General features: G+C 48.4%; 13 protein-coding genes. 8 read left to right on the forward strand and 5 right to left on the reverse strand.

The window, feature by feature from the left end; genetic code table 11:
- Positions 1-53: 53 nt before the first annotated feature.
- Positions 54-1,238: an amidohydrolase gene (locus KNO92_RS07305; protein ID WP_214760662.1), complete on the reverse strand. Its 1,185-nt coding sequence runs from the start codon at positions 1,236-1,238 to the stop codon at positions 54-56.
- Between the two features lie 128 nt (positions 1,239-1,366).
- On the opposite strand from KNO92_RS07305, the gene KNO92_RS07310 reads away from it, so the two are divergent.
- A complete protein-coding gene (locus KNO92_RS07310; RefSeq protein WP_015880351.1) occupies positions 1,367-1,915 on the forward strand; it encodes a LemA family protein in 549 nt (182 codons plus the stop codon).
- A gap of 18 nt (positions 1,916-1,933) precedes the next feature.
- Positions 1,934-2,821: a zinc metalloprotease HtpX gene (gene htpX, locus KNO92_RS07315; RefSeq protein WP_214695707.1), complete on the forward strand. Its 888-nt coding sequence runs from the start codon at positions 1,934-1,936 to the stop codon at positions 2,819-2,821.
- 285 nt (positions 2,822-3,106) lie between these two features.
- Here htpX and nagE read toward each other — a convergent pair whose 3' ends face one another.
- Genes nagE through KNO92_RS07330 form a run of 3 tightly spaced genes read right to left on the reverse strand, consistent with a single transcriptional unit; the run spans position 3,107 to position 5,951 of the window.
- Positions 3,107-4,597: an N-acetylglucosamine-specific PTS transporter subunit IIBC gene (nagE, locus tag KNO92_RS07320; protein ID WP_214695709.1), complete on the reverse strand. Its 1,491-nt coding sequence runs from the start codon at positions 4,595-4,597 to the stop codon at positions 3,107-3,109.
- Positions 4,594-5,442, reverse strand: a complete 849-nt coding sequence (locus KNO92_RS07325; RefSeq protein ID WP_251126982.1) for a PRD domain-containing protein — start codon at positions 5,440-5,442, stop codon at positions 4,594-4,596. The genes nagE and KNO92_RS07325 overlap by 4 nt, the downstream gene beginning before the upstream one ends.
- A gap of 20 nt (positions 5,443-5,462) precedes the next feature.
- The gene (locus tag KNO92_RS07330; protein ID WP_214695711.1) at positions 5,463-5,951 is read right to left on the reverse strand and encodes a PTS sugar transporter subunit IIA; all 489 of its coding nucleotides are present in this window, start codon (positions 5,949-5,951) and stop codon (positions 5,463-5,465) included.
- A 458-nt stretch (positions 5,952-6,409) separates the two neighbouring features.
- Here KNO92_RS07330 and KNO92_RS07335 point away from each other — a divergent pair, with 458 nt between their 5' ends.
- Both KNO92_RS07335 and KNO92_RS07340 read left to right on the forward strand, forming a co-directional pair.
- Positions 6,410-8,326 (forward strand): endonuclease MutS2, encoded by a 1,917-nt coding sequence (locus KNO92_RS07335; protein WP_214760664.1) that lies wholly within the window; start codon positions 6,410-6,412, stop codon positions 8,324-8,326.
- 63 nt (positions 8,327-8,389) lie between these two features.
- A complete protein-coding gene (locus KNO92_RS07340) occupies positions 8,390-9,097 on the forward strand; it encodes a hypothetical protein (protein WP_214695720.1) in 708 nt (235 codons plus the stop codon).
- A gap of 33 nt (positions 9,098-9,130) precedes the next feature.
- Here KNO92_RS07340 and KNO92_RS07345 read toward each other — a convergent pair whose 3' ends face one another.
- A complete protein-coding gene (locus tag KNO92_RS07345) occupies positions 9,131-9,703 on the reverse strand; it encodes a hypothetical protein (protein ID WP_214760666.1) in 573 nt (190 codons plus the stop codon).
- 143 nt (positions 9,704-9,846) lie between these two features.
- On the opposite strand from KNO92_RS07345, the gene KNO92_RS07350 reads away from it, so the two are divergent.
- The 4 genes from KNO92_RS07350 (at position 9,847) to licT (ending at position 13,558) form a co-directional block, all read left to right on the forward strand.
- Positions 9,847-10,497 carry a response regulator transcription factor gene (locus KNO92_RS07350; protein WP_214760669.1) on the forward strand — a complete coding sequence of 217 codons (651 nt, stop codon included), beginning with the start codon at positions 9,847-9,849 and terminating at the stop codon, positions 10,495-10,497.
- Positions 10,494-11,762 (forward strand): HAMP domain-containing sensor histidine kinase, encoded by a 1,269-nt coding sequence (locus tag KNO92_RS07355; protein WP_214760672.1) that lies wholly within the window; start codon positions 10,494-10,496, stop codon positions 11,760-11,762. Before KNO92_RS07350 ends, KNO92_RS07355 begins: the two co-directional genes overlap by 4 nt.
- Entirely contained in the window at positions 11,753-12,496 is a 744-nt protein-coding gene (locus KNO92_RS07360) for an AAA family ATPase (RefSeq protein WP_214760816.1), read from the forward strand. Before KNO92_RS07355 ends, KNO92_RS07360 begins: the two co-directional genes overlap by 10 nt.
- A gap of 210 nt (positions 12,497-12,706) precedes the next feature.
- On the forward strand, positions 12,707-13,558 hold the full coding sequence (licT, locus tag KNO92_RS07365) for a BglG family transcription antiterminator LicT (RefSeq protein WP_214760674.1): 852 nt from the start codon (positions 12,707-12,709) through the stop codon (positions 13,556-13,558).
- Positions 13,559-13,570: the final 12 nt, after the last annotated feature.

Consider the following 13,570-nt stretch of genomic DNA (forward strand, 5'->3'; position numbering starts at 1 on the left):
GGTCGTGCAACGAATCTGGTTCGTCAACAACTTGAGGATTGATGCTAATTGCATCAATCCTCTTTTTCATGTGTCATCCAAGTACGCTGTAAAGCGCCTAGCAAAATGTGAGCCGTGTGTAACATCGCTCGTTCATCCACATCGAAACGAGGATGGTGGTGAGGGAAAATCGCTGAGAGTTCAGGGTTCCCAGCTCCTGTAAAAAAGAAGCTGCCCGGTACTTGTTCTAAATAGTAAGCGAAGTCTTCTCCGACCATGAGTGGTGCCATCTCGATGACACCGTCTTCGCCGACGGTGTCTTTCGCACTTTGGCGGACGAATTCTGTTTCTCTCATATGGTTGACGACGGCTGGATAGCCTTTTATATAGTCAAGCGCGTACTCGGCACCGCTCGCAGCGCAGACAGAACGGATCATACGTTCCATATCCGTGATGATTTTTTCTTGCGTCTCTGAAGTGAATGTACGCACGGTTCCAGACAACTTGGCCTCTTCGGCAATCACATTGAACGCTTGACCGGAATGGAGAGTCCCGATGGTGAGAACGGCTGGTTCCAGCGGATCGATGCGTCGACTGACCACTTGTTGGAGATGGTTCGCCACGTTCACGGCAACCATGAGGGCATCGACTGTATGTTGCGGAATCGCACCATGTCCACCTTGTCCTGTGATGGTTAATTCAAAGCGATCGGCTGCCGCCATGACGGGACCTGTTTTGACGCCGATCGTTCCGAATGGGAGAGGTGTCCAGATGTGCGCACCGTAGATATAATCCACGTTGTCGAGACAGCCGTCCTCAATCATCGGCTTAGCGCCACCAGGAGCCAATTCTTCGGCGAACTGGTGAATCAGCACAACATCTCCCGGGAGGTCCATCTCGGTCAATACTTTCGCGAGGACGAGAAGCGTCGCTGTATGGGCATCGTGTCCACAAGCATGCATGACCCCGTTTACTTTTGAACGATACGGGACGTCTTTCACATCTTGGATGGGAAGCGCGTCAAAGTCGGCCCGTAACGCGATGGTCGGGCCGTCACCGCCTTTGATTCGACCGACGACCCCATTACCGCCAACGTGTTCACGCACTTCAATCCCAAGTTCGCGGAGATAAGAGGCGATCATCTTCGGAGTTTCGACTTCTTGAAAAGATAGCTCTGGATATTGATGAAAATGGCGTCTTAGTGACACCATCTCTTCGAACAATTCGGTCAAACGTACTTCGGCATTCGTGACAACCATTGCGTACACTCCTTTGTGATCAACGCATTAAGAATTGCAACCATTTGCTAATTTTTATGAAAGTTAAGCTTATCTTATACGAGTAAAGGGAATTAATACAGGAGAAAATGAAGAAATGAGGTGCCAACATGGGGTGGATTATTGCGATTGTAGCGGTTGTCGTGCTCGTACTCATCTATTTTTCGATGTACAACGGACTCGTCAAATATCGAAACTGGGTCGATGAAGCATGGGCTCAAATCGATGTACAGTTAAAGCGGCGGTATGACTTGATTCCAAACTTGGTCGAGACGGTGAAAGGGTATGCGAAACACGAGCAGGAGACGCTCGCGAAGGTCGTCGAACTGAGAAATCAGCTCGGGGAGAAGTCAAATCGCCAAGATCAGATGGCGGTGAATGATCAACTGAGCGGGGCGTTGAAAAATCTATTCGCGCTTCGTGAAGCGTATCCGGATTTGAAGGCAAACGAGAACTTCAAGATGTTGCAAGAAGAATTGACGCAGACGGAAAACAAGGTCGCATACTCGCGTCAGCTCTATAACAACACGGTCATGAAGTACAACACAAAAATCGAATCGGTACCGACGAACATCATTGCCTCTGTACACCATTTTGAAAAGCGCGACATGCTCGAGGCGCGTGCCGAAGAGCGCGAGAACGTTCGCGTCTCGTTTTGATGAATCGAGGTGGCAAGTATGCTCCTCTATGAACAGATTCGAAAGAATAAAGTGAAGACGGTCTTCATCGTCACAGGGTTTGTCTTATTTGTCCTTCTCGTCGGGGCAGCCATTTCCTATGTGAATTATGGAGACGCAATCCCAGGTTTGATTTTCACACCAGTGTTCTCCTTGTTTTATGTCGGCATCGTCATCATGTCGAGCACGAATATCGTCATGAAGATGAATCGGGCGCAAGAGGTGACATCGGTGGAAGAACACCGCTTTTTATGGCATACGGTCGAAAACATGGCGATGGTCGCGCGAGTGCCAATGCCCCGTATCTTTATCATCAACGATCCGTCACCGAACGCATTTGCGACCGGACTGAAGCCGGAAAAGGCGGCCGTCGCCGTCACGACGGGGCTACTAGAGCGATTGTCTCGTGAAGAAGTGGAAGGTGTGATTGCGCATGAGGTCGCACACATTAAAAACTATGACGTGCGACTCTCGACGGTCACACTCGCACTCGTCTCGGTCATCGCCATTATGAGTGATATCGGCTCACGGATGTTATTTTTCCGAAGCATCAGTGGGGGACGACGTGACCAAAATCAGAATCCGATCTTCCTCATCATCGGACTTGTTTTATTAGTGTTGGCTCCGCTCATCGCGATGCTGATCAATATGGCGATCTCACGTAATCGTGAGTTTCTAGCAGATGCGAGTGGAGCGGAACTGACCCGAAACCCGGATGCTCTCGCTTCAGCGCTTGAGAAGATTGCCAATGTCGAAACGCCGGTCGAGCAAGCGTCGAGTGCCTCTGCACCACTGTACTTCTCCGATCCACTTAAGAAGAAAGTGAGCGGTTTGTTCTCGACGCACCCTGATCCCGTCGAGCGGATTTCCCGACTTCGTCAAATGTGATTAGAGCCTGTCCGATTGCGGCAGGCTCTTTGTGTTACACTGAACTGGGAAAATAAGGGGGTGTATGAGTTGAGTAAAAAGATATACATAGGTTTAGGAGTCGCTTTACTAGTCGTATTATTTTTATTTGGGCTAGGACCATATATTGTGCATACAGTACTTAAGGTCTTCATGTGGCTCACACAATATATTTTGCCATGGATTTTCCTCTACTATTTCGTTCAATTTTATAAACACTATGCACAAAAACAAGAAAAGCCACCTGAATGAGGTGGCTTTCGACGTTTATCCGGCGCGGTGGCTACGGATTTTTTCAATCTCATCGAGAACGAACTGAACGTTTGTACCGACGATGACTTGGATATGATTCGGGCTGACGACTTTAACGCCAGGGATGCCGGCTTTTTTGATTTGATCTTGGTTGACGGTATCCATGTCTTTGACATCAACGCGTAGGCGTGTGATACAAGACTCGATTCCTGTGACGTTGCTGTCACCGCCGAGACCATCATAGATCATATTCGCCATCGCTGAGAATTCGTTACCTGAAGCAGATGCGACCGGCGCCACTTTCGTTTCGCCGTCTGTCGTTTCACTTGCGACTGCATCAACGACTTCATCCGGTTCACGACCTGGCGTTGCCAAATTGAGCTTCACGATCATGAAGCGGAAGATTGCATAGTAGATGACTGCAAACACGAGACCTTGAACGAGTAACATGTACGGTTGGTTCGCGAGTGGCAAGCGTGAGCTTAACACGAAGTCAACCAATCCTGCACTGAACCCGAAACCGGCTGTCCACTGGAACGTTGCCGCGATAAAGAGCGAGATTCCTGTAAGGACTGCGTGTACAAGGTAAAGAACTGGTGCGAGGAACATGAACGAGAACTCGAGTGGTTCAGTTACCCCTGTAAAGAATGAAGCGAATGCAGCTGCGAGAAGAAGTGAAGCTGCTTGTTTCTTACGCTTTGTCTTCGCTGTATGGTACATCGCAAGTGCTGCGGCCGGGAGACCGAACATCATGATTGGGAAGTAACCTGCTTGGTACATTCCCGTTACACCTTTCTCACCTTCACCAGACCAGAAATTCCCGATGTCGTTAATGCCTGCAACGTCGAACCAGAAGACCGAGTTGAGGGCGTGATGAAGCCCGGTTGGGATCAAGAGACGGTTGAAGAATCCGTAAAGTCCGGCACCGAATGCGCCAAGTTTAGAAATCGATTCCCCGAATCCAACGAGGCCTGTGTAAACGACCGGCCAGATGAAGTAGAGCGCGACCGATACGAGAATCATCGAGAATGCCGTCATGATTGGAACGAGACGCTTCCCACTAAAGAACGCGAGGGCATCCGGTAATTTGACGTGACTAAAGCGGTTGTACATCGAAGCAGCGACGAGACCAGAAAGAATCCCGACGAACGCGTTGGCAATCTTCCCGAATGCTGGGTTGACGGCTTCGACATCCACACCTTGGAACAACGCGACCGTGCCAGCAGAGAGAAGTGTTGTGACGGTCAAGAAGGCGACGAGTCCGCTGAGTGCTGCAGAACCATCGCGGTTTTTAGCCATTCCGAGAGCGACCCCGACTGCGAAAAGAATTGGAATGTTATCGATAATCGCCGCACCCGCTTTGATTAAGAATGCAGCTGCAATGTTTTCAGATCCCCAGCCGACTGGGTCAATCCAATAACCAATCCCCATGAGAATCGCGGCAGCCGGAAGTACGGCAACCGGTAACATGAGGGAACGTCCGAGACGTTGGAAAAAGTTCATCATTTTTGATTTCCTCCTTTTTGATGGTGTTGATCTTGTAGGCGTTGAATGTGGAGCGTAATATAGCCAAGTTCTGACTCGGGCAAGACGATGCCATATGTCTCTTCCATTTCTGTTGCGACATCAGATGCGCACGCATAAGCAGACGTGAATTTCGTCTGAATCATGCGGAGCATGTCTTCATCAATCGTGTGATGATCGTAATGGTTGACCCGATCCATGACGAACCGTAAATGTGTTAATAATCGTTGATAGGATAAGTCATCTTCTTCAATGGATACATCGAGTCGTCGTGAAATCGATTGAATCATGTCGCGGACAATCGTTGTCTGTTTGACCGTCTTGCGTAAATCACCTCCTTTCACTTTCATCGTATGGATATGAAGCGCGATGAACGCGGCTTCGTCTTTCGGCATTTGGACGTTCAATTTTTCTGCGATATGTTCAATCGCCCATAGTCCAATCTCGTACTCATTCCGATAAAGGATTTTAATCTCATTCAACAGTTTGTTCCGCAGTGAGATGCCTTCCATCTCCCGCTCAATGGCAAATGAGATATGGTCGGTCAGGACGATGTGGATATGTTCATTAAATGATGTCTCAAGCCGTTTTTCTGCGTACGAAATAATGTCCTCGGAAACGGTAAAGTGTTCAACGGGAATCCGACTCAACAACTGTTGGAACTTATCGTTTTCCGGCATGATGAACAATTTTTCGATTTTATGGGGATTGACGATGTCGTTCTTCGTCTTTTTAAAGGCGACACCAGGACCAATCGCAATCTTTTCTTCCCCATCGTCCGAGACGATGACCGCATTGTTGTTCAAAATCTTTTTGATCTTAATCATGTGTCCTCCTTGTTCCGGAGTCACGCTTCCACTCGGGCGACAATCGTCTTACCCGGGACGGCTTCCTTCGTGAATGTGAAGGCGTAATGATGGGCAAGCGCGCCACCATTCGTCACGACCATTGGCGTGACCGTGTCTTTACCAGCTTGATGGATTTGGGACAAGTCGGCTGTCATTAACAGCTGTCCTGTTTTCACGTGGTCACCTACATCTACACGGAGATTGAACGGTCGACCTTCGAGTTCGACGGTGTCGAGTCCGACGTGAATCAAAATCTCAGCACCATCCTCGGTCCGAATACCGATGGCGTGCTTGGTCGGAGCGATTTGTACAATTTCTCCGTCAGCTGGTGAGACGACTGCTCCGTCTGTCGGTGTGATGGCAATGCCATCCCCCATCATCTTTTCACTGAAGACCGGGTCCGCTACTTGATCGAGTGGAATAACGTCTCCTTCCATTGGCGAGTGCAGTGTCGGTTTGTGTCGATTCATTAACTTATTCCATAACATATCTTCTACATCCTTTCTTAACTCAAAACGAGGAAAAACAAAACAGGCATGGAGTATAGACGGGTGGCATGCACCGTACGTCTTACCCCATGCCTGATCGAATCAGTCACATGTGATCGCTATTCGTTTCTTCACGTTCAACATAACATGTGTTGATTTGAGACACAAGTCTTTTTTTGAAAGCGTTCTCTAAAATTTTACAAGGTAGTGAATTTATTGTATAGTAAGGGCGAATCTATTGAAGAAAGGTGTTGCATGTTGATGAGTGAGGTTGTATCTGCCTAACGAACTGAAAAATGTCGGATGACACGTGTTTTTGTCATGCCGTCATGTTCCGTTACAGATACCGCCCATCAAAAACTGCCAGACACCAGTCTGTCTTTTTGCGTTGGTCGTCATCGACCGACGCTTTTTTGTTTGCGCGGTATCTCGAATCTACAATTTGAGGAGAGAGACACATGAACGAACAAACATTTGAAAAGTTACAATACAATGAATTGATGACAAAAGTAGAGCGTTTCTGCATCAGCGGATTCGGAAGACGACTACTCAGGCAGCAACGTCCGACGAGCCATATTGCGACGGTGAAGAAACGTCTGCAGGAAACGTCTGAAGCACGAGCGATTTTAGATGCGACGTCACACGTGCCATTCATCGGCGTGTCTGATATGGAGACGATCATCGGCAAACTACAACGCGGAATTCAACTCGAAGCAAACGAGCTCGAAGCGGTCGCCGAGTTTTTACGTGGCGCTCGCAAGCTGAAGCGATTCATGCTCGAACATGAATTTTTCGCACCGCTTTTGTCCGCATATGCTGCCGGAATGGGCGAATGGCGAACGCTCGAAGAAGACATCACGCAAGCGATTCGAGCCGGTCAGGTCGTCGATGAGGCGTCGAAAGAGTTGAAGCGGATTCGAAAACAAGTCGATATTCTCGAAGGACGGATCGAGGAACGGTTGGCCAAGTTTTTGAAGAGCGCCGCCAATCGCGAGATGATTCAAGACGGGTTCGTCACGAAAAAACAGGACCGCTTCACCATTCCAATCAAAGCTTCATATAAGCATAAAGTAGCAGGTACGATTGTGGACACATCGAATCGCGGCACGACGGTCTTTATTGAACCGGAAGCCATTTCGAAGTTGAACGCCGAACTCGTCGTCAAACGTACAGAAGAAGCGGTAGAAGTGTATCAAGTACTAGCGACGTTGACGGGAGCGGTGGCAGAAGTTCTTCCTGAAATCGAGGCGACGCTCGACGTCATCGCCCAGTACGATATGGTCTTCGCCAAAGGGAAGTACAGTCAGTCGATTGATGGCGTGACACCGCATGTGAATTCGACCGGGCGCATCCAATTGAAACGAGTACGCCATCCGCTCTTAGAAAGCGCTGTGCCACTCGATTTTGCCATCGGTACGGACTATCGCGGCTTGATTATCACGGGACCGAACGCCGGCGGAAAGACTGTCGTATTGAAAACGATTGGACTCCTCAGTCTCATGACGATGACGGGTCTGCATATTCCTGCCCATCCCGATACGGTCATCTCGACATTCGATGAGGTGTTCGTCGATATCGGAGACAATCAGGATTTGGAGTCGGCGCTCAGTACGTTCTCGGCACATATGCACAATGTGGCGAAAATCATGCAAACCGCTGGAAAACGGTCGCTCTTGTTATTCGACGAAATCGGAAGTGGGACGGAACCAAATGAAGGGGCTGCTCTTGCGATTGCGATTTTAGAAGCGGCATATAAACGGGGCGCGATCGTTGTGGCGTCGACGCATTATGGAGAAATCAAATCGTATTCTGAAGCGCATCCGGATTTCATGAACGCTGCGATGCAGTTTGACCCGGAAACGCTCGAACCGAAATACAGACTCCTTATGGGGCAGTCTGGCGATAGCAACGCCTTGTTTATCGCTCGCAAGATGAAGTTACCGGAAGCGATTCTCAAACAGGCATCTCGTTACATGAACGAGAAAACGTATGACACTACGAAAGTCGATGAATCTAAAATAACGCGAGAAGTGGAAGTGGTACCACTTGAAGAAGCAGAGCGTTTTGAAAAAGGTGACCGTGTCCGTCTACTGGAGACGAATCAAGTCGGTCTTGTCTATTCGTTTGATGCATCGCGTCGGCATGTACGAGTGTTCGTGGATGCAGAGTATATAGTGTTGCCGAGTCGTCGTGTCCGGTTAGAAGCACGGGCAACGGAACTTTATCCGGCTGACTATGATTTGGATACGTTGTTTACGACGTATCAAGAACGAAAGGAAGCGCACGACTTTGCACGAGGATCGAAAAAAGCGTTACGACGAGTGGAGAAAGAGATTCGAGAAAGAAAGAAACAAGAGCAATCTAATCGGAAATGAATGTAGCATATGGTGAAAGGGTAAGAGCACATAGAGAGAAGTCTTAATGTGGGAGGGGCTCATGTGTTCGAGTTAAGCTTTTGGTTTGCACTCGGTTTTGCCGTGATTCACTTTTTTTCAGGAAAGCTCATTCAAGTACGTGAAGTGCCGAGGAGCCGTTTTTTATCAGTGGCTGGCGGGATTGCCGTTGCTTATGTATTTCTTCATCTGTTGCCAGAGTTAAATGAATATCAACGCGAACTTGAAGGAGAGATTGGGAATAACGTCTTCGCTTCCCTTGAAAACCATATCTTGATTATCAGTATGTTAGGACTAGCTGTCTTTTATGGACTCGAACGTTTCGCGACGGCCAATAAACGCAAACAAAAACCGTATGTATTTTGGATTCACATCGGTTCGTTCACGCTATATACGTTTAGCATCGGTTATGTACTCGCAGAAAGTGAGTTTCAATCGAATGGCATGATGTTCCTTTACTTTGTGGCGCTCGGTATACACTTTGTAACGGTTGATCAAGGATTGCGTCAGCATCATCAGCAACTTTATGATCGACAAGGGCGGATTTTCTTAGCGCTTGCCGTGCTTATAGGATGGGGAGTCGGTACATTTGCAGAAGTAAATGAACTCGGCTTGTCCATCGTTGTCGCTTTTTTGGCAGGAGGGGTGATTTTGAACGTCATGAAAGAAGAGTTGCCTGCTGAACGTGAAAGTAGTTTTGGTGCGTTTTTGATCGGATTGTTGGGTTATGCGTTGTTATTACTCGTCATATGAAAAGGCAGCCACATGCGGTGGCTGCCTTTTGACTTACAAGTTGTTGCTTTGATTTTCTACGTTGCTGTCGCTCTCTGTTGAAGCATCGTCATCTGAAGAGGATGAATCGTCATGATGTGGACCGTGCCCATGCCCATGGCGACCCCCTTCACGTCCGCCGCGCATGCCGCGAGCATCTTCTAAGTCATCGTAACTCGTCACATCGGCAAAACGTTCTTCGTGGTCCGCAAGGATTTGATCGGCTTCTTCTTGCGTCAAGTTTCCTTCTTCCACAGCGGTTGCCAGTTTTTCTTCATGCGATGTCATGATGGCATCGATGAACGCTTCGATTGAGATCTCTTTTTCTTCTGCAAGCTCAGGAAGTGATTGCCCGTTTTCGCGAGCAGCATCCACTTCTTCTTCTGTTAAACCGAGCGCTTCGATGAGGGCGGCATGCCCCGCTTCTCGTTCACCGAACATACCAGGACCCCGTTCACCACGTTCGCATTGTGTGGATGCTGTCGTTGTCGATTCATCTGTCGTCGTGTCATTCGTCGCGGCATATACGCCTGTGCCCGAGACGGCTAAAAGACCCGCCAAGGCGATTGCAAGTTTTGTTGATTTCATGTGTATCTCCTCCTTTGTTACTTCAAGTGTAGAACTGAAGGCGTTAGAAGTTGTGAGGGAGTTGCAAGATTTCTGCAAATTGTCTTTGGGAAACGGTGGGACGTTCGATGTGTGCGATATAATGGATGTGGAGGCGATATGAGATGAACGTACTCGTTGTGGAAGATGAACAAAAACTGGCGGACGGCATGTCCCGTTTTTTAACCTATGCCGGGTTTGAGGTGACCGTGGCGATGACCTTGAGTGAGGCGAAACAACAGCTGCACCAACGATTTGATGCAATCTTATTGGATGTTCGCTTACCGGATGGAGAAGGATGGACCTTGATTCCGACATTGAAAGCGCAACAGCCCGCACCTGCCATCATCTTGACGACGGCGCGAGGTGAGGCAGATGATCGCGTATTCGGATTGGAGCTCGGGGCAGACGACTACTTGGTCAAACCGATTGTCTTGAAAGAGCTGGAGATTCGTCTGAAACGTCTCGTCAAACAGACCGATGTGATTCAATTCGGAGCGCTCACTATCGACATCAAATCGAGAATGGTGCAGGAGAACGGATATCCGCTTCGACTGACGAACAAGGAGTATGAACTACTTTTGTATCTATGGAAGCACGTCGGAGAGGCGTTGGACCGGAATCGCCTGCTCGACGACGTATGGGACTACGCGTTCGTCGGAGATACGCGTACGGTCGACACTCATATTAAACAACTACGTGATAAATCACCCACACTGAAAGAACAGTTGAAGACCGTTCACCGGGTCGGTTATCGCTTAGAGGGACTGTCATGAATCGGTTGATGAAGAAATTACTGTGGACGGCTGTTCTACCACTTGCTGTGATGGCACTCTTAACTTTCGGACTCACGTCATTATTGATCGGACGTTTCGCAGAAGACGAAACATATGCACAATTGGAGCGCGAGGCGGCGATTGTGTATGAGGCCGTTCAAGAGGGACGTGGGATTCCAGGTCAACTAGACGTGCTCCTATTTCAGGACGGACAACGGGTCGAGCTCGAACGTGGTGGACGGATGCATCGCATGATGCCGATCAGCCTTGACCCGAATGACTTAGCGGTTCAGGACGAAGTGAGTGTGAACGGCACCCGCTTCTTGACGTATTTACAAGAAGATGGGGATATTCAAATCGTGACGTACAGCCCCGTACCGTTCTCGAATCCACAGTTTCAGCAAATCTATCTTATCCTAGCAGGTGGGTTTATCCTGGCACTGTTGGTTGCCATCGGCGTCACATTTTGGATGAGTCGTCGGCTCACGCAGCCGCTCGTGGAGTTGAAGCAAGCGACCGCATCGATCATGGAGGGACGACACGACATCACTCTACCGAATGTGACGAATGACGAGATTGGGGATTTGACCGTCACGGTCGGTCGTATGAATGAATCGCTTCAAGAAAAAGAGGTGCTTCAAAAATCATTTATATCCGGGGTGACGCATGATGTGCGTACACCACTCGCCATCGTTCGGAACGAGGCGGAGATGCTGGAGCTAGGTGTTGTGGAGACATCGGATATTTCGATGACCGGAAAAAGTATTACCGAGGAAGTGGACCGGATTGACCGACTCGTCAACCAGATGCTCGAATATTCAAAGTTGTCGTCCGGTACGATTCCGCTTGAAATAGAGTCGCTTCAACTAGATGACTTGATTCGTCGACTGACTTCACGGATGTCCGAGTGGTTCCGACAAAAAGACGTGACGCTCGATTTACAATTGGAGTCTGTAATGATTCAAGCTGACCGACTAGCGATGGAACGGGTTCTCTCGAACTTCTTGAGAAATGCGTATGAAGCGAGTCCTCCTCGGGGATGCATCACCATCAGACTGACGCCAAATCGATTAGAAGTGACAGATGAAGGGAAGGGAATTGACCCTACCATCCAGCATTCCATTTGGGATATGTATGTGAAAGGAGACCGCTCGAACGGACATGGCCTAGGTCTCGCCATCACGAAATTACTTCTTGAAGCACAAGGGCTTTCTTACGGGGTTGATTCAGAGAAGGGGGCGACATTTTGGATCGAATGGACATGACTTTGTTTTTGCGTGGGGTACGGTTAGAGAGGAAACGAATCCGTTCGACAGGCTATCCGTATACGTTACCAATCTTTCAGACACTCGATGAACTGACGTTTCATCATCCGGTCACGTTTCTCGTTGGAGAGAACGGGAGTGGAAAGTCGACGTTGATTGAGGGGATGGCGGTCGCGGCCGGATTCAATCCAGAAGGCGGAGCACCTTCCTTCCAATTTGAAACAGAGTCGACGCATAGTTCCTTGTTTGAAGCGCTTCGTCCGATTCGAGGCCCGTATCGTCCGAAAGATGGCTTTTTCTTACGTGCCGAGACGGCATACCAGCTATCAAGTTATGTGGACGAGATTGCGAAATCAGGGCGAAATCCTGAACGGTTTTATGAATCATACGGCGGACGTTCTCTTCATGAACAGTCACACGGTGAAGCGTTTCTCTCCCTCATGCTACACCGATTTCGTGGAGAGGGTCTCTACATTTTAGATGAGCCAGAGGCCGCATTGTCGCCGATGCGTCAGCTGACGATGCTCGCGCGCATGCATGAACTCGTACAATCCGGCAGTCAATTCATCATTGCGAGTCACTCACCCATTTTAATGTCGTATCCAGGTGCGATGATTTTGCAAGTGGAGACGGGGCTTACTCCGACAGCGTTTGATGATCTGGAACATGTAAAGGTCATGCGCGACTATTTGGATGCGCCAGAGCGGATGCAGCGGGTCTTGTTCGATGAATAAAACGGTCACGATGTAAGCGTTTTAATTTTATGTTGACGTCAAGATTTCTAGGGAGTATGCTTATATCGAAAAGAAGAAAATCCACTTTGGGATTGTTACTGGTGATGCAGGCAAAACCTAAATTGATGCCATGACTCCATATTGGACTCTGGTGTGAATTTAGGTTTTTTTCTTTTCAGTTCAGTTGAATGAGAGCGAGGTGAGGAGACCATGCATATTTCAAAAGTGTTCAACAACAATGTCGTAGCAATCGATGCGAACGGTCAAGAGCAGGTTGTGATGGGACGTGGGATTGCGTTTCAAAAGCGACCTGGCGATCAAATTGACCAGACACGAATCGAAAAAATCTTTACGCTCGAGAGTAAAGAAAGCTATGAGCGTTTCGTTCACTTTTTAAATGAAATGCCGACAGATGAGATGGAAACAGTGAAGCAGATTGTCAGGTTGGCTGAACAACGATTGGATCAACCAATCCATGATTCGTTATATGTGACGCTAGCAGACCACCTTCATTTTGCGCTCAGTCGGTATCAGGATGGAATCCAAATTCGAAATCCTCTCATTTGGGAAGTGAAACGATTTTATGCACCGGAGTTCGCTATCGGAAAAGAAGCGGTTAAACTGATCAATGAGCGGCACGAGGTCAAACTTGATGAAGACGAGGCAGTTGCGATTGCCTTACATCTCGTCAATGCGACGATGTCTGGTGTCAAAGGTGAAAACCTGCATCTTGTCACCGAGATGACGAGAGCTACGCAAGCGATTCTGACGATCATTACGTACCATTTTCAAATCGAATTGGACGAAGAGTCATACGCGTATGCACGCTTTTTGACACATTTAAAATATTTTGTGCAGCGCCTTGCATCTGGAGAGAAGGTCAAGTCAACGGGTGACGAAACCTTGTTCCTGATGGTGAAGCAGCGATATCCGGAAGCGTTTGAGTGTGTCGAAAAAATCGCCGGGTTGATCGCGACGAAATATCGTTACGACGTATCGATGGACGAAAGGCTGTATATGATGATTCATATCGAAAACTTAATGAAAGAACGCCGATCCTAAGGATGGTTACTG

It is taken from the genome of Exiguobacterium sp. s129, from assembly GCF_018617585.1.
GTDB lineage: Bacteria > Bacillota > Bacilli > Exiguobacteriales > Exiguobacteriaceae > Exiguobacterium > Exiguobacterium aestuarii_A.